This is a genomic window from Candidatus Polarisedimenticolaceae bacterium (assembly GCA_036376135.1).
Classification (GTDB): domain Bacteria; phylum Acidobacteriota; class Polarisedimenticolia; order Polarisedimenticolales; family DASRJG01; genus DASVAW01.
Window position 1 is genome coordinate 62,165 of the sequence record DASVAW010000164.1, and the last position, 17,677, is coordinate 79,841.

6 protein-coding genes are annotated in these 17,677 nt (G+C 71.3%); 2 read left to right on the forward strand and 4 right to left on the reverse strand.

What is annotated here, in order from left to right:
- Positions 1 to 10 precede the first annotated feature (10 nt).
- Genes VF139_17750 through VF139_17765 form a run of 4 tightly spaced genes read right to left on the reverse strand, consistent with a single transcriptional unit; the run spans position 11 to position 15,169 of the window.
- The gene (locus VF139_17750; protein HEX6853245.1) at positions 11 to 3,304 is read right to left on the reverse strand and encodes a proprotein convertase P-domain-containing protein; all 3,294 of its coding nucleotides are present in this window, start codon (positions 3,302 to 3,304) and stop codon (positions 11 to 13) included.
- Positions 3,304 to 9,753: a hypothetical protein gene (locus VF139_17755; GenBank protein ID HEX6853246.1), complete on the reverse strand. Its 6,450-nt coding sequence runs from the start codon at positions 9,751 to 9,753 to the stop codon at positions 3,304 to 3,306. The genes VF139_17750 and VF139_17755 overlap by 1 nt, the downstream gene beginning before the upstream one ends.
- Entirely contained in the window at positions 9,750 to 12,434 is a 2,685-nt protein-coding gene (locus VF139_17760) for a S8 family serine peptidase (protein HEX6853247.1), read from the reverse strand. Before VF139_17760 ends, VF139_17755 begins: the two co-directional genes overlap by 4 nt.
- Positions 12,431 to 15,169: a S8 family serine peptidase gene (locus VF139_17765; GenBank protein ID HEX6853248.1), complete on the reverse strand. Its 2,739-nt coding sequence runs from the start codon at positions 15,167 to 15,169 to the stop codon at positions 12,431 to 12,433. The genes VF139_17760 and VF139_17765 overlap by 4 nt, the downstream gene beginning before the upstream one ends.
- A gap of 212 nt (positions 15,170 to 15,381) precedes the next feature.
- On the opposite strand from VF139_17765, the gene VF139_17770 reads away from it, so the two are divergent.
- Both VF139_17770 and VF139_17775 read left to right on the forward strand, forming a co-directional pair.
- Entirely contained in the window at positions 15,382 to 15,825 is a 444-nt protein-coding gene (locus VF139_17770; protein HEX6853249.1) for a response regulator transcription factor, read from the forward strand.
- A gap of 32 nt (positions 15,826 to 15,857) precedes the next feature.
- Complete coding sequence (locus tag VF139_17775) at positions 15,858 to 17,627, forward strand: hypothetical protein (protein ID HEX6853250.1); 1,770 nt, start codon at positions 15,858 to 15,860, stop codon at positions 17,625 to 17,627.
- Positions 17,628 to 17,677 lie beyond the last annotated feature (50 nt).

The following is a 17,677-nucleotide window of genomic DNA, read 5'->3' on the forward strand; positions in this document are numbered from 1 at the left end:
TAGCAGCGTCCTACGGCCCCTCGTGATGACAGCTGTTCACCGCCTTCACCTGGAAGAAGGTCAGCGCCGGGGTCGTGTTGACGCCGTCCTGGAGCGTGAACGTCGTCGCGGTCGCCGGGTTCGCCAGGAGCGTCACGTCGCTCGCGAACGTCGGGCCCGTGGACTGCAGCACGTGGTACCCGGCCCCCGCGACCGCGCTCCACGAGAAGACGAGATCGAGCTGGCTCCCGTCGTCGACCTTCTGGACCTGGAGCGCGGGCGCCGCAGCCGGCACCGGGTCGGCGCACCCCTGGACGTCGCAGCCGTAGGCGCCCCGGGCCGTCACGTGCAGCGTGCGCGGGCGGATGTAGCCGTCGGTCGTGATGCCGCTCCCGTCGAGGTCTTCGACCGAAAGCGTCCACGTCCCCAGGGTCGATTGCCCGACGAAGTCGGCCATGCTTCCGGGCCCGGACGGGGCCGTGTCGCGATCGTAGCGGGTCACGATGCCGTTGCCGACGGCCGGCCCGCGATCGTGCAGGCGGACCGTGGTGCCCTGCGGCGAGGTCAGCGAGACGACGAGCTGCGTGGGGTCCTGGTGGAAGATGTCCACCGAGAGGTCGAGCTCGGCGATCGGGCGGTCGTCGGCGATCACGAACTGCGCCACGGCGGGGGTGGTCGTCAGCGGCGGAACGATGACGATGTCCTCCTGGGTGTAGTCGCGGTTCGGGTTCCCCATCGGGATCGCGATCCGGCTGCCGAACGACGGCGAGTTCGACGCCGCCCCGGCGAGATCGACGGTGAGCGTCTGGCCGCACTGCGCCTCGGGGAGGATGACGAGGCGCGCCTGCGGGGCGACGCTCTCCGCCGTCGCCGACGCGGCGATCGTCGGCCACGTCGCCGTCGGGTTCAGGACGCGCACGTGCGCGGGAGCGACGACGGAGACGCTCGCGACGGGGGAGAGGGCGGCCTCGGCCCCTTCGTTGAGCAGGGTGGCGGCCAGTTCGATCGTCTCACCCGGCTCGGGGGTCGTGTTTCCGCCGTCGATCACGCGATGGGCCGTTTGCCGGAGTCGGCCGCCGGCGGGGGCGCCCACGCAGTTCGAGACCGGGCTGAAGCAGGCCCCGTTGGAGCCGAAGGCCTGGACGCGGTAGTGGCGCACGGCGGAGGAGTCGGCGCTGTCGTCGAGGTAGCTCGTCTGCGCCGAGGTCCGCGTCGCGATCGGGACCTGCTGCCGACCGCAGCCGAGCTCGCCGCGAAAGACCCGGTAGGACGCGGCGCCCGAAACCGGCCCCCAGGCCAGCTCGACGCCGGCGGGGGACACGGTCTTCGTCACGACCGGGGCGGCGAGGGCGGGACAGCTGGTGTGGTTCTGGTTCCTGGTGTCCGAGGCGAGCCCGCAGGCGATCTCGTGCCGCTTGAACGCGGCGAAGAGCGCCGCGGCGTGCGGCGTCCCGTTCGCGAGGTTGCCGTCGTCGTCGTCGGCCACGCGCATGCGCTGGTACCAGCTCGTGGCCAGGCACGAATCGGACGCGGATGCCGAGCAGGTGTAGGCGTTGCCCCCCGACCCGGGCCGGGTGGCGTACCAGAGCCGGTCCACCAGCTGCCACGCGCTGGCCTGGTCCAATCCGGCCGCCGGGAGATCGCGGGTCGCGAGGTCGTAGATCGCCTCGGACGACACGTACGACTCGCAGTGGGGCTCGCGCTTGCACGGGCCGCTGAAGCTCGAGAAGTCCTGGGAGCAGCGGGCGAAGGCGAAGTTGGCCGGAGTCGCCGGGGTGCGGGACTGGCGCTGGTTCCAGTCGAACTCGCGGAAGCCGGTGCAGGTCAGGCAGGCGTCGCCGTAGCCGCTGCACGTGCTGCCGTCGTTGTACGTCCCGTGCCCCTGGCACGAGGCGCGCGTGGCGAGGATGTTGACGATGTCCGAGTAGGCCTCCGAGGGTTTGTCCACCCCGCCGCCGTCGTTCTGGTCGTAGCCGTGGCCCCACTCGTGCACGAGGATCCCGGCGTTCTCGCCCGTGTTGTTGCAGTTGCTGCCGGCGCGGAACATGTTCACGACCGTGCCGGTCCAGTTGGCGTTGCACGACTGGGTGACGTTCACGTTGACGGTGAGCGTGCCGTTGAGCCAGACGTTCGCCGGATCGTAGAAGCGCGCGATCTGGGCGACGCGGTTCATGTGGTAAAAGGCGGTGCGCGTGGCCGCGGTGTTCCCCGGCGACGCGCCCGGCGCGACGGCGCAGTTCTCCCCGGCCTTCGTGCCGAGCGTGAGGCCGCCGCCGCACGTCGCCGTCTGGGTCAACGCGCCGCAGGCGTCGACGATGCGGATGTAACGACCCACGAGGTTCGTCTCGGTCGCCCCGGCCGGTTCGACGCAGACGAGGTTGCCGTACGCGTCGCCGAACTGCTCGGCCTGCCCGGCCTCCGTCGCGTCGGCGTAGGGCATCGGCATCTCCGCCGCTTCGCAACCGCCGTTCGTGCAGTCGCCGTCGGGGCTCAACGGAAAGACGCCGCCGCGCACGGAGCCGTACCGGGTCCCCTCGTAGAACGAGAGGATCGAGCCGTCGCGGGCGTCCACCTCGCCGATCCAGCTGCGCGGTGCGTCGGCCTCGTCGAAGGTGAAGCGCCACGCCAGCGTGTGGGTCAGCCCTCGACCCGCCTCCGCCGCCATGAGGACGAGTTGCGGCTCCCCGACGGCGATGAGGCCCGCCGCCGCCTCGCCGACGTACGCGTCGAGGCGCTCGCGGGCGGCGGGCGCGTCGAGCTCGGGCACGCCTCCCGCCGCCGGGCGGCTCCAGTGCTCCGCACCCGCCATCACCAGGCGACCGCGAACCACGTGGAGATCGAGCCTCGCGTTCTCCACGCGCACCCCGCCCACGACCTGGCGGTAGACGATCTGCCAGTGCGCCTCCCGCAGCTGCCGGCTGGCGGCGCGATCGAGATCGAGCAGATCGGACCAGGAGCCGAAGACGTCCGCGTTGGTCTCCAGGAACGTCCGCGCGAGCCGATCGAGCTCCTCGAGCGTCGCGCCCGCCGCGGCGGGCTCCGAAAGCCACGGGATCCCGCTCCCGGAGAGGAGCGTCGGCATGCCCGTCCGCCCGTCCACGTGGACGGACCAGTCGCCCGCATGGCGCTCGCGGAACCGCCGCCAGCGCGAGCGCAGCGCGTCGGACGGTGCCAGGTCGTCCACGTCGCGGGGGTGCGTCGAGATCGACCCGCCCTCCCGATGCCGGACCCGGTCGTCGAGGGGCGAAGGCTCGCGCCGGTCCGAGGCCGCGAGCGCCGCCGCGAAGGTGGTGAGGAGGATCGTCGCCGCGAGGAGTCGCTTCATCAGTTGCACACCGCGTCGGACGCGTCGTCCGAGATCGAGCCGCACAGCCCCGCCGCCGGCCAGGTGCGCGCTCCCGAGCTGCTGAAACCGGGGTGGCCGGCGGCGCCGGCGTCGTTCACCCAGATCACGTTGAACCAGACGCTCCCCGCCGGAGCGGTGATCGTCCCGATCGGTCCCGCACCGAGATCGCACCCGGTCACCGCGCCCTGGTATCCGGCGTAGTTGCCGATGCTCCCGTAGAGGACGACGGCGCGACTCGACGAGCACGTCGCGTTGTCGATCGACACCGTGAGCTCGTCCGGGCCGAGTCCCTTGCCGAAGAGCACGGGCGCGCCGATCTCCCCGTCGGCCATCGGCGGTGCCGCGGGCGACGAGACGGCGCACCCCGCGTCGCACTGGATGCCGACCGCGGTCAGGCTCGCCGCCGCGAGCCGCGCCTCGCCCCCGCCGCCGTTCTCCTCGAGGCGGATCGACCAGTTCCCGGGACCGCCGGCGTCGTAGCTCGCCTTCACGTCGTAGGGAGCGGCGTCGGCGGCCCCGAACGGCTTGAGCACGTACGCCCTCGTCCCGTCCCACAGCGACACCCTGGCGTTCGCCGTCCAGGTCCCGGTGGGGGCGGCGTCGGTCACCGTCATGGTCGCGCCCGTCAGCGACGCCTGGTTCTTGCAGGGACCGCTTGCGACCTCCTCGAGTCCGATGCGGTACTGCCCGGCGCCTCCGCTGGAGTTCTTGTAGACGGTCAGGACGTTGTAGGGGTTCGCCGGAGCGGCGCCGATCGCCTTCAGCGTCCAGTTGGAGCCGGAAGGCGTCTGGAGGAAGACGCGGGTGCAATCGGTCACGCTGGAGTGACTGAGGGTCGTCCAGTCGACGACCGCCGAGACGGCCGAGTCCGGCGAGATCGCGAAGGGATCGCCCAGGAGCGTCGTGATCGTGGCGTTCTCGACGGTCAACGGGTTCACGACCTGCGACTCGCTCTGCACCGGGGCGACGTTGGTGTAGGCGAAGTCGTAATCGACCGTCGCGCCGTAGACGGGGGTCGGCACGCCCAGCGCCGGCGCGAGGGCCGAGAAGCCCGTCGAGTCCGAGGCGCTCAGCGGATCGAGGCTTTGCGTCGCGGTCTGCTGCGACCCGGTTCCGCCGACCGGCACCGAGAAGACCGAGGGGGCGTCGCCGTAAGATCCCTGGACGTCCGCGACGTTCCGGAGGTCGAAGAGGACCTCCTCGATGCAGGCGGCCCCGGGACCCACCACGAACTCGTACGTCGCGGTCGCGGTCCCGCCCGCGGCGGCGATCGTCCCGAACGACGCCGGATTGCCGACGACGGTCGCCGGGTTGCGCGACCCGGCCGAGATCGCGAGCTCCGCGGTCGTCCCGACCGACGGAGTCGCCGCCGAGTTCCGCAGCGTGACGTCCACCGCCCAGCGCTCCGTCGGCTCCACGAGGGCGTCGCCGTCGCCGCAGCGCTGGACGAGGTTGCCGGATCGGTCGAAGACGACGCCGCACCCCACGTCGGGGCGCACGGCCGCGTCGCAGGTCCGCTGGACGACGCCCGTGAGGCTCACGTTGTCGAGGCCGTAACCCCCGGCGGTCGAGATGCCGTACGACGAGCTGCGCATCGAGCCGACGCGCCACCGGAACTGGACGAGGTCCCCCGGGTTCAGGCCGGAGAGCGCCCCCGAGACCGCCCGCCAGTTCACGGTTCCCTGGTCGAGCTGGTTGAAGATGTTCTCGCCGTTCGCGGCGTTCTCCGAGAAGCAGTCGCGGTTGTACTCGCCGCCCATGTTGCACAACGGGTTGCAGTAGTGGTTGAAGATGAGCGCGCCGTCGTACGGGAGCGTCGTGAGCTTGCGCCAGACCCCGCCGTTGATCCGGTAGTCGACCCGCGCGCCGTCGACGCGATAGGTCCCCGAGTACCCGAAGAGGTACTCGTGGTCGAAGGAGAGGGTCGTGCCGGTCGTGCCGATCTTGAGGACGGGCGAATACAGGACGGAGTCCGAAAGGTCGCCGTAATTGCCGGTCGGGAAGTTATCGGCCTGGTTCTGCCAGCAGAAATAACCGCCGCCCGAGTTCCCGCCGGTCGCCCGCCAGAAGAAGCGATCGGCGTAGGGGCTGCACGGGGAGCCGCTGGGGTTCACCGTCGCGCCGTCGTCGTCGCCCGGACCGAGGCGGTGGACGAATCCCGTCGGGTTGGTGGTGAACGGCTCGAGGTACGTCGTCGTTCCGGGGACGTCGTTCAGGTCGAGGAACAGCGTCACCTCCTGCGGCTCGAGGGGCCCCGCGAAGCCGTCCGCGAGGATGAGGACGCGGAAGGTGGCGGTCGGGGGCGCCATCGGATCCGTGCACGCGACGCTCCCCGACACCTTGAAGGTGAACGGGTCGGTGGCGAGCGGGTTCGTCGCGGTCGCCCCGGCGGCGATCGTGCCGAACGACGCGGTGTTCTTGCGGAGGCAGTCGACCGAGGGATCGTCCGAATCGACGATCGCCCGGACGTTCTGGAGAGGCTGGCCGGTGTTGTTCCGGAGCTTGATCGAGAAGTGAACCGTCTCGTTCGCGTCGGCCCAGGCGTCGCCGTCGCCGTTGTCCGCGAGCCCGGCGATCCCGTCCGCGACGACGTCGCCTCCCCGGCAGTCGACGTAGGCGTACGCCACCGAGTACGGGCCGGAGTCGCCGTGGTAGGTCGCTCGGATTCGATCGGAGGGGGCGACGAGCAAGGTCCCGTCGTTCGCGCGCGGCCCGTCGGCGGTGGAGGAGGGGAGCGTCGCCGCGAAGTCGGGGCCGGTCCCGTGCAAGGTGAAGGTCTCGAGATCCCCCGTGGTCTCGGACTCGACCGTCACCTGGACCGAGCCGGCGGTCGAGCCGTCGAAGACCCGGATTCCCACCGCCTGGCCCGGGCACTGCGGATAGGTGTAACGGTCGAACGTCACGACGGCATTCGACGCCGAGCAGGTCCCGACCTGCCCGTCGGCGTGGTACTGGTTGTACGCGAAGTTGAGGTTGTCGAGCGCCAGACCCGCCGTTGCGGGGGTGGCGGTGGGATCCCCGTCCATGTCGGTGTCGTAGACCTCGATGGCCCACCGCCACTGGAGGCCCGCGGTGGCCGCGCCGCGCGCGTTGCCGAAGCCGATCCCGTCGCGGTTCGCGGGACCGACGAGCGGGTCCCAAGGCGTTCCGCCGTCCCAACCCCGGTTCTCGTAGAAGAAGTACCCGTAGGCGTACGGATACCAGTCGTAGATCTCGTTGATCCCCGGCGTGTCCGTGCCGGGATAGTTCCGGTCCCAGAAGAAGCCGACGGCCATCGCCGGGTCGATGAACGCGACCATGTCCGAGCGGTAGTACCAGGAGGCGCCCAGCCACTCGTAATTCCACGGCTGGCCGTTCGCCGCGAGCCCGGTGTGCGCGGGGCGGAAGATCGGCGAGTAGAGGACGGTGTCGGTGATCGTGCCGAGCCCCCCGCCCTTGCTCTGCGCAAACGCGCCGCAGGTCGCGGGGTCGCCGTTCGACTTGAACGCCTGGGTGCCCCCGGTGTCGCAGGAGATCCCCGGATCGTCAGTGCGGATCTCGCTCCCGCAACCGGCGCCGCGGCTGAACGGGGCGGCCACGGTGGACACCTGCGTCTGCGTCCCGCACGCTGCGGGGCCGCACGTGTACTGGTACCGGATCCGGTCCTCCACGAACCCCTGGGCGCCCGACTCGAAGTTCCAGCACTCGCCTTCCGCGACGATGGTGTCGTCGGTCTGCAGAAGGTGGCGCTGGGTCAGCGTCTGCGCGGTGGTGAACCCGTCGGCCGCCGAGGTGACGCGCAGGTTGAAGGCGTGCTCGCTCATCCGCAGTCCCGCCGCGTCGATCGTCGGGGAGATGTAGAGCGAGAAGACGGGCGCCGTCAGCTGATCCGTGCCGATGGAGCCGAGCTGCACGATCGGGTTGAAGATCGTGATCCGGTCGGCGGCCGGGCCGGTGATGACGAGCTCGGCGACGACGTCCGTGAGCGGCGTGGCCGTCGGAGGGTTGTAGACGCCGAACGTGTAGGCGATGAACTCGCCGCCGTCCATGTAGTCGCGGTAGACCTCCGCCCCCGTGCCGGCCTCGCAGCCGCCCGTCGTGAGGTAGCCGCCGTCCTCGAGGCGCGTCCTGCAGCCGACGGCGGCCTCGACCGAGCGGGTCGCGTGCCCCGCGTGCGGATCGGTGTAGAGGACCGTGATCGTCTGGCCGTCCCCCGCGTTGACCACCCCGTCGCCGTCCGCGCCGGCCGTGCCGAGAACCGGCATCGTCGCGGTCCAGGTGCCGCAGGCCGTCCCCGCGCAGTCCGAGCCCGTCCACGATCCCGCGGGGATCGTCTCCGCGTCGCCCGCGGTGGTCGCGACCGTCGTCCGGTCCGCGACGGTCGCGGCGTCGATCGCCACGGTGTCGGTCACGGTGACCTCGATCGTGTCGTCGCAGGTGTAGGTCCCCTTGTCGACCTGCACGAGCGAGTCGGTGCTGCACGAGGCGAACCGGAAGTTCCCGATGCGCGTGCCCCAGTTGTAGTACCCGCCGTCGGAGTACTGCCCGAGGTACCAGAAGGTGCAGCCGTCGGGGTCGACGGTCATTCCCGTGTAGTCCCCCCAGCGGTCGCAGCTGCCGCCGCAGCCGCCGCCGTCGTTGTAGTTGCCGAGGCCGGCGCGCTGCAGGACCTCCGGCTGGAGCGTCCCCGGCGGGTCGCCGAACTCGCGCCCGGTGACCCAGACCTGGGTGTAGGTCGCCGCGCTCGACTTCGTGTACCCGATCGCCACGTTCCCGTTCCGGTCGATCGAGAGGTCGGGGTAGTAGCGGAAGTCGCCGGTGCTCCCGTAGGCGCCGCCCGACTGCTGCTGCAGGAGAACGGGCGCGGTCCCGGAGACGTCGATCTCCACCCAGTCGATGCAGCTCTCCGCGTTGCCGCCCCCGAAATTGCAGGCGGTGTTGCGGGTCGCCCAGAGCTTCCCGGCGCGAACCTCCGCGTCGAGCCAGCGTCCCGTCCCCGTGTCGTTGAGGCCGGCGACCCCGGCGCCGAGCTCCGCGGCGCTCGGCGGCGCGGAGCCGACGTACGCCTCGGTGAGCGTGCCGTAGATCACGGGCGGCGAGGCGAAGGGGTCGCTCCAGCGCCAGATCCGGCTGTTCCCGCCGCCGTCGTGTGCGATGAGATGGTGCGGCGTCCCCGGCGCAGGCCAGCCGCCGGAGGCGTAGCCGTGGAGCTTCGCCGGCTGCGCCGTGAAGAACATGGAGCCGAGCCCCGCCTCCGCGACGCCCACGGCGGTTCCCGCGTAAAGCGCCGCCTTGTCGACGGCGAAGGCGCGGACGGAGTCGAGGCCGCCGCCGTCGAGGAACATGTTCCCGGCGATGTAGATCGCGTCGAGGCCGATCCCCATGTGCGGGTAGTCGATCCAGGTCAGTGGGTCCACGACATCGGCGCGGAAGGAGATCCGGTTCCAGGTCCCGGTCGGATCGTTGGTCGCGGAGGCGGCCACGCACAGGTACGAGTTGGTGCCGGCCCCGGTCTCGAGGGACATCGCTCCCATCACGAACCGGTTGGACGCCTCGTCGTAGTCGACATAGGGATCGAACAGGCCGGCGCAGTGGGGGACCCCGTTGAAGAACTGTTCGAGGGGAATCGGCGTCGACAGGGGCGTGCCTGTCTTGTCCCAGACCTGGTAACGCGAGTTGACGACGGCGACGAGGTGTCCGGGGCCGGCCGCGAGGATCGGGTCCGGCGGGGTGTAGGTCTGGTTCGAGACGATGGCGTCGAACCCGACGCCGCCGGCTCCGGGCGCGCGCGAGGACGAGGCCACGGCTTCCTGCCCGTCCCGAGTCTCCGGAGCGTCCTGCGCCTGCGCTTTCACCCATCGATACTCGGACCACGTCAGGCCGGAATGGTGGTCGTACCCGGTGTCGCTCTCGGGCTTCTTTCCCTTCGGCTTCGCGACGGTCTCTTCCGGCGGCGCGAGCCGGCGAAGGTCGACGGGGGAGACGGAATACCGCGCGTCCCGCACCACGTGCTCGATCGTCTCGTCGGCGACCGCACCGGCGCGCCCGCCGCGGAGGAGGTTCGCGGCGAAGTTGCTGGTGGGCTGGTTCGGGACCCCAGACAGGTCGGCCGTTCCGAGGTGGGCGGCCTGCGCGGCCTTCCAGGCCTCGAAGGCGGCTTCGGCTTCCGGCGTCGCCGGTCGGTAGCCGCGGACCCAGCGCCCCGCGGCCGTCGCGTCGAACGACATCCGGTCCTTCGGGGCGACGGTTCGCGTCCCGGGAACGCGCAGGCGCGGCGGCACCCGCTTCGCGTCCTGCCGCCAGGGTCCCGGTCGCGTCGCCTCGACCGTGTCGCGCGCCTGCCCGGGCTTCGCGGCGCTTTCCGCGGAGCACGCGCCCGGTTCGTCCGCCCCGGCGGGGATCGCCGCGGCGAGGATCAGGGCGGCGGCAAGGAGTCGGGGGGTCGTCATTCGGTTCCTCCGGCGTTTTCCGCGGCGACGCGGTAGTGGTGCGGGACGGCGGACAGGAGCGCATCGACGTCGACCCAGCGGGTCGAGGCGGCCGAGCCGGCCTCGGTCCAGGGCCCCTGCGGCGTCGTCGCGCGCGCGATGCGGTAGAGCGTGGCCGCGCCGTGACCGGCGTCGACCGGAGGGGCGGTCCACGCGAGCACCACGTGTCCCGCCGCGTCCTTGTCGACGCGCACGGTGTTCCCGACGGGATTCGGCCGCGGCACCGCCGGCGGCGTGTACGACTGGCAGTCGACCCACGTCCCGGCGAGGTGCACCTCGTCGACCGCCGCCTCGACGACGTTGTCGGTGCCGCCGTCGGTCGCCGTGAAGCGCAGGCGCATCGACGCGCTCGGGGGGAGCAGGGTCATCAGGTCGACCGAGAAGCTCCCCCAGCCGCCGGTCGGCGAGACGCGCTGCTCGAGGAGCGTCCAGGTGCTCCCGCCGTCGTTGGAGATCTCCGCCTTGAACGCGTCGCTGCTCGAGCTGTCGTCGTAGTACCAGCGGTCGTAGCGGAGCGAGAGCGTCTGGATGAAGGGGGCGCCGAAGGTCGGGGAATGGAGGTAGGTCGCGCCCGCGTCGACGTCGTTGCCGTTGGGGTTCCCGCCGCCGCTGCCGGTGACCCAGCAGGCGACGCCGGGATCCGGGGTCGTGTCGTTCTCGGGGTTGCTGAAGCCGCCGGTGACGGCGACGCCGACGGGGTCCTCGCGCGTGAACGTCCCTCGGGTGGCGGTTCCCGGGTCGGCGGTCCAGCCGGCGGCGGTCTCCATGTCCCAGTCGAGGCCGGTCAGCGGGAGCTCGTCGCCGACGCGGACGCTGAAGCTCGAGCGACGCACGGCGGCGCCGTACCGGAACTCGAGATCGAAGACGGCGACCGCCGAGCAGGCGGACGGATCGATCGTCAGCGAGAAGTGCGGCGCCAGGGTCGGCGCGACTCCTCGCGCGGGGAGGGTCGGGAAATACGCCAGGCGGTCGTGGATCGTGATCCCCGGGGTCGTCGTGGAGAGGATCGCCTGGAGCCCCTCGATCGGCGCGTCGGTCCGGCTCTCCGCGGTGACCGACAGGACGACCTGCTCTCCGGGGTCGAGGCCGAGATCGCCGTTTCCCAGCGCCGTGTCGTCGAACGCGTGCCCCACGTAGACCACCCCGGATTCCACCTGGAGGACCGCGGCGAAGGCCTCGAGGAACCCCGCGCCGTACACGTTGTCCTTGCCCGGTGCCCCGCGGTCCGTCGCCGTGGTCATCAGCGCCCGGGCGAGCTCGGCCGGAGCGGCCTCGGGATTCGCCTGGAGCATCAGCGCCACCGCGCCCGACACGTGGGGCGTCGCCGACGAGGTCCCGCTGAAATTGCAGTAGCTCGCGCCGGGACAGGTGGAAGTCGTCCCGCTTCCGTAAGCGGACAGGTCCGGCTTGATCAGCCCCGGCTGCGCGCCGTTCTGGTAGGGGTAGTCCTGGTACTCGAGGGGCATCGGGTACGGGTAGACGGGTTCGGTGTAGACGCGGATGTCCTCCCAGGCCGAGGGCCCGCGCGACGACGACGAGGCGATGACGTCGGTGCCTCGATGGATGTCACCGACCGCGAGGATCGACGAGAGCCCCCCGACGATCGTCTGGTCGGGGTGGATCCACGGGGCGGGGCAGTTCGCCGGGGTCGAGATGTTGTAGGGAAGCGGGTAGTTGAGCAGGTCCCCGCCGTTGTTCCCCGCGGAGTTGGCGTGGAGCACCCCGGCCGCGAGCTCGACGTCGGTCTGGCGGCGGAACGCCCCGTAGTCGGGGCGGTCGGTCCACCACCAGCTGTACGACTGCGTGATCACGTCCGCTCCGTGGGCGAGGGCGTAGTCGCTCGCCTGCCAGGCGCGGGACGGGGTGTCGCAGTCGATGCCGAGGGACATCAGCGTCGCGTCGGGGGCCATGCCGGTGACGGTTCCGTTCGTCCCGTCCCCCGCGACCTGCCCGGCGACCTGCGTGCCGTGCGTGCCGACGACCGGCTGCCCGTTGGCGCAGAAATCCCACCCCCAGCTGTCGTCGACGAGGCCGTTGCCGTCGTCGTCGAGGGCGTTCCCCGCGATCTCGAGCGGGTTGCTCCAGACGTGGTCCGCGAGGTCGGGGTGGGTCCGGTCGAACCCCGTGTCGATCACGGCGACGAGCACGCCCACCCCCGTGTACCCCGGCCCGTCCCAGACCTGTTTCGCGCCGTGGGCGATCACGTCCGACGTCACCGTCGCCTCGGGGTTCGCACCGCCGGCCTCGACTCCGCCGTCGGCGTGCGCGGGGGCGCGGTCGTGCAGCACCCCGCGGACCTCGGGGAGCGCCGCGAGTCGCTCGATCGCGGCGCGGGTGGCACGCAGGGCCACGCCGTTCACCCCCCAGAGGACGCGCACGTCGTCGACGACGTCGGCTTCCTCGGCGAGGAGGGCGCGGACGCGGCGCTGGCTGCGCGCGGCCAGGGCCGTCATCGTGGACACGACGTGCTGGCGCCTGCGGGCGCGGCTCATCGGCCGCACTTCGTTGAGGAGCGCCTCCTGATCGGGGAACTCGTCCATCAGCACGACGACGGGGAGGCGCTCTCCGGGAACGGCGGCGTCCATCGCAGCCCGGAGGTCGGGGGAAAGCGCGGCGGCGAGCAGGATCGAGGCTGCGATCACTCCGTTCCTCCGGCGTTTTCCGCGGCGACGCGGTAGTGGTCGGAAGCGGGGGAGGCGAGCGCGTCCACGTCGACCCAGCGGGTCGACGTGGCGGAGCCGACCTCGGTCCACGGCCCGTTCGGTGCGGGCGCGCGGGTGATGCGATAAAGCGTCGCGGCCCCGTGACCGGCGTCGACCGGCGGGGCGCTCCACGCGAGCACCACGTGTCCCGCGGCGTCCTTGTCGACGCGCACGGTGTTCCCGACGGGATTCGGCCGCAGCGTCGCCGGAGGCGTGTACGCCTGGCAGTCGACCCAGGTCCCGACGACGTGCACCTCGTCCACCGCCGCCTCGACGACGCTGTCGGTGCCGCCGTCGGTCGCGGTGTAGCGCAGGCGCATGTCCTCGCTCGGCGGGACCACGTGCATCAGGTCGACGGAGAAGCGCCCCCAGCCGCCGGTCGGGGACACCCGCTGCTCCAGCAGGGTCCACGTGGAGCCGCCGTCGTTGGAGATCTCGGCCTTGAACGCGTCGCTGCTCGAGCTGTCGTCGTAGTACCAGCGGTCGTAGGCGAGGGTCATCTGGAGGACGTGCGGCGCCCCGAAGGTCGGGGAGTAGAGGAAGGTCGAGCCGCCGTCGACATCGTTGCCGTTGGGGTTCCCGCCGCCGCTTCCCGTGACCCAGCAGGCGACGCCGGGGGCCGGAGTCGTGTCGTCCTCGGGATTGCTGAAGCCGCCGGTGACGGCGACGCCGACGGGATCCTCGCGGGTGAACGTCCCGCGCGTCGCGGTGCCGGGATCGGCGCTCCACCCCGCGGCCGACTCCATGTCCCAGTCGAGGCCGGCGAGGGGGCGTTCGGTGCCGACGCGGACGCTGAAGGTGGACCGGCGCACCGAGGCGCCGTACCGGAACTCGAGGTCGAAGACGGCGACCGCGGCGCACGCCGACGGATCGACGCTCAGCGAGAAGTGCGGGGCGAGGGTCGTCGCGGTCCCGCGCGCGGGGAGCGTCGGGAAGGACCCGACTGCGTCGTGGATCGTGATCCCGGGGGTCGTCGTGGTCAGGATCGCATGCAGTCCGTCGATCGCGACGTCGGTCCGGCTCTCCGCGGTGACGCTCAGGACGAGCTGCTCCCCGGGGTCGAGGGAGAGATCGCCGTTGCCGAGGGCCGTGTCGTCGAAGGCGTGGCCGCCGTGGACGACCCCCGACTCGACGGCGAGGACCGCCGCGTGCGCCTGGAGCAGACCGGCTCCGTAGTCGAGGTTCTTGCCCGGGTTGCCGCGGTGCTGCGCGGTCGTCATCAGCGCCTCGGCGAGCTGCTCGGGGGTGGCCTCGGGATTCGCCTGCAGCATCAGCGCCACGGCCCCCGCGACGTGCGGCGTCGCCGACGAGGTGCCGCTGAACGAGCAGTACCCGGTGCCGGGGCAGGTCGTGGACGTCCCGTTCCCGTACGCGGCGAGGTCGGGTTTGAGCAGGCCCTGAAGCGCGCCGTCGTGGTGCGGGTAGTCCATGTACTCCGCGGTGAGCGGGAAGGGGTAGAGCGGATTGCTCCAGGCCCGGATGTCCTCCCACGCCGATGGCCCCCGCGACGACGAGGGCTCGAGCAGGTCCGTCGTCCAGCTGACGTTGGCCACCGCGACGACCGACGAGATCCCGCCGGCGATCGCCTGGTCGGGGTGCAGCCACGGCGGTGGGCAGTTGGCCGGAGCGGCGACGTTGTAGGGGATCGGCCGGTTGACCTGGTTCTGGCCGTCGTTCCCCGCGGCGTTGAGGTGGAGGATCCCCGCCGCGAGCTCGGTGTCGCTCTGCCGGCGCCACCCCTCGTAGTCGGGCGGGTCCTCCCACGGCCAGATGAACGATTCGGTGATCACGTGCGCGCCGTTGGCGATCGCGTAATCCGACGCCTCCCAGCCGATCGAGTCGGGAGGGGAGCAATCGAAACCGAGGACCATCAGCTCGGCGTCGGGGGCCATCCCGGTGACGACGCCGTTGGTCCCGTCTCCGGCGACCTGTCCCGCGACCTGGGTCCCGTGCGAGCCGCTCGTCGGCTCGTTGTCGTCGTTGCACAGGTCCCAGCCCCAGGTGTCGTCGACGTAGCCGTTGGCGTCGTCGTCGAGCCCGTTCGCCGGGACCTCGTCGAGGTTGGTCCAGATGTGATCGGCGAGGTCCGGATGGCTGCGGTAGACGCCCGTGTCGAGCACCGCGACGATGACGCCCGCCCCCGTGTAACCGAGGTCGTTCCAGACCTGCGGCGCACCCATCGCGGTCAGCTCGCCGCGGATCGTCGCGTCGGGGTTCGGCCCCGAGGCGTCGCCGCCGGTCGGGCCGGTCCTCTCCGGCTCGCCGCCGACCGCGGGCTCGCCCCGTCCGCCGTCGTGGAGGACCCACTTCACGTCCTCGAGGGCGGCGAGCCTTTCGATCGTTCGCGGTTCGGCATCCAGCGCGAAGCCGTTCACTCCCCAAAGGACGCGGACGTTTCCGCCGGCGATCTCCCGCGCGCTTTGCTGGCTGCGGCTCGCGAGGGCCTTCATCGTCGCGACGACGTGCGCGCGGCGACGCTCGCGGCCCATCCCGCGGACTTCCTCGAGCAGCGCGTTCCGCTCCGGAAACGCGTCCATCAGGACGACGATCGGCAGGAGCTCGCCGGGTTCCGCGCGATCCATGGCGCGGCGCAGCTCCGGCGACAACGTCCCCGCCGTCGCCGGGATCGTGAGCGCCAGGGCGCAAGCCGAGAGAATGGTTCGTACGGCGCGCACACGCCCCCCGTGGAAGTCGCGCTCCTTATAGAGCGAATCGCAAACGGTGCCCGTCAGGGAAACCCTGAGTCCGAGCAGTTTTCCGCATGACTCCGAACGAGGGGTTATTTCCTCCGGAAGTCAGGAAGTCCCTGACAGACGGCGGGGAGCGTTCCCCGAATACTCGGGGCTCTCGACGCGGGCTGCGCGATCGAGAGGAGAAGAGAGCAAGCATGAGCCGGGCCCGGACGCTCCTGGTTGCCGGAAACGACACGTTTCTCGACGGCGTCGTCGCGTGGATGGCGGACGACGCCCGGATCGACGTGATCGGCAGGGCGCATTCGGGTTCCGAGGCTCTGGAGCGCATCGACGCGCTGCGGGTCGATCTGGTGCTGATGGACGTGAGCCTTCCCGACTTGAGCGGGTTCGAGGTGGCGCGACGGATCAAGTCGCGCCCCTCGGCGCCGCTCGTCGTGTTGCTCTCGTTCTACGACAGCCGGGTCGCACGCCTGGAGTCCTGGGCGGCGGGGGCGGACGGATTCGTCCCCACCTCGGAGATGGCGGAGTGCCTGAGGCCGCTCGTCGGCGACCTCCTCCGCCCGAAGAACGTTCGTGTTCGCGAACAGGTTCCGGTCGATTCAACCATGCCGGCGAAGCCCAGGGAGGACTCGGAGTGAGTCGGGGGGCGAGAACGGCGACAGGGGGTCACATGAGAAATCGGATCGTTCTGCTGGGAGTGGCGGCGTTGGTCGCGTTCCTGGCCACCTCGGCCTTCGCGGCCAACCGCGGGGTCACCTTCACGCCGATCGGGTTCATCCAGAATCCGGCTCCGAGCAACTACTCGTCGGTCTGGGACATGAACCCGGAAGGGACGGTTTTCCTCGTGTCGCCTAACGCCAGCGGCGCGTACACGACCTTGTGGACCCGTGAGGACGGCTGGGGCGCGCTCGTCGGCAACGGCGGCCCGGGGGACATGTCCTCCGGCGGCGTGATCATGGGGAACGGGATCTACCCCGGCTCGAACCCCCTCTACCTCTGGCCGGGGACCTGGAACGGCGTCGTCGACCAGTGGACGCCGATCCCGCCCGACGCGGGCTACGCCCCCTGCGGCAGCTCGCGCATGACGTACTACGACATGGGCGGCGAAGGGGACTACGCGGTCGGCCTCACCTGGCAGGGGTGCTCGATCGCGCAGGGCTGGCTCTGGGACAAGGCGACGAACACGACGATCGCGCTCGGCCGGCCGAACGGCAAGAGCACGCGCGCGAATGCCGTCACGCACGACGGGAGCACGGTCGCGGGTTGGGGCACGAACCTCCAGGGCCTGCGGCGCGGCGCGACCTGGCAGGGAGGGTCCTGGACCTTCCTCGGCGACCCGGACGGCCGTGAGCCGAAGATCTGCGCGCAGTCCGGACAGGGATGCACGTTCAACGGATCCGGGACCAACGGTTGCCCCGAGTTCGTCGACGACGGCACCTGCGCGAGCCGCGGGACCTGCCAGAACAAGGGGACCTGCGTCTCCAACGTCTGCGTCGGCGGGACCAACCCCGGGACGAGCTGCACGAGCAACAGCCAGTGCCGCGGCGCCTGCGCCGGCGGGTCGAATCCCGGCACGCAGTGCACCAGCGACAGCGTCTGCGCCGGCACCTGCACCGGCCCGAACGCCGGCGCGACCTGCACGTCGAACGGCGCCTGCCCCGACACGCTGGTCTGCATCAACAACCCCGACTGGACCGACGACCTCTTCAAGGGGGAGGTCTACGACATGACCGGCGACGGCAGCTACGTCGTCGGCCGCAACTTCGACTACGGCGCGAAGTTCAACAGCGGCTTCCGCCGCAACCCCGACGGGACCTTCACCGAGATCCCGCCGCCGGAGACCTGGCCCTACCTGGTCGACCCGTACGGCGGGGTCAGCGAGGACGGCAAGGTCGCGGTCGGCGTCGCGGGGACGCGTCTCACCGGCACCGCCCCGATCGTATGGATCGAGGGGGTGGGCACGATCGACCTCCAGCTCTTCCTCATCTCGCAGGGGCTCGACGAGCTGTACTTCTGGTACCTCGCGCAGGCGAACACCGTGAGCGCCGACGGCACGGTCGTCGCCGGCTACGGCTTCAACCCCGACAACAGGATGGAAGGGTTCATCGTCGACATGAAGAAGCTCTGGGTTTGCCACTCGCCCTCCGGCAACCCGGAGAGCGCCCGCACGCTCGGGATCGAGCTCGGCAGCGCCGCCGACCACGTCGCGCACGGCGACTTCCTCGGGACCTGCGAGTTCCTGAACGCGGGCGGGCTTTCCCGCGCCGCCGACATGCGGCGCGAGCTGGCCAACAAGGCCGCCGCCAACGCGGCGAGCTCGACCCAGATCGACCCGACCACCTCCGAGATCGGCGCTCCGTGGTCGCCGACCCCGGGCGTCCGCAAGTTCGTGGGCGGTCGCACGGGTGAGCGTGTCAAGAACCCGCGGCGCCAGGACTGAGTCCGGGTCCGTTACGGTTCCAACCAGGACGGCGGCGGCTCCCGCGGGAG

Coding starts and splice junctions, on each gene's coding strand:
- VF139_17775 (HEX6853250.1), top strand. CDS start 15,858: ATGAGAAATCGGATCGTTCTGCTGGGAGTGGCGGCGTTGGTCGCGTTC.
- VF139_17770 (HEX6853249.1), top strand. CDS start 15,382: ATGAGCCGGGCCCGGACGCTCCTGGTTGCCGGAAACGACACGTTTCTC.
- VF139_17750 (HEX6853245.1), bottom strand. CDS start 3,304: ATGAAGCGACTCCTCGCGGCGACGATCCTCCTCACCACCTTCGCGGCG.
- VF139_17755 (HEX6853246.1), bottom strand. CDS start 9,753: ATGACGACCCCCCGACTCCTTGCCGCCGCCCTGATCCTCGCCGCGGCG.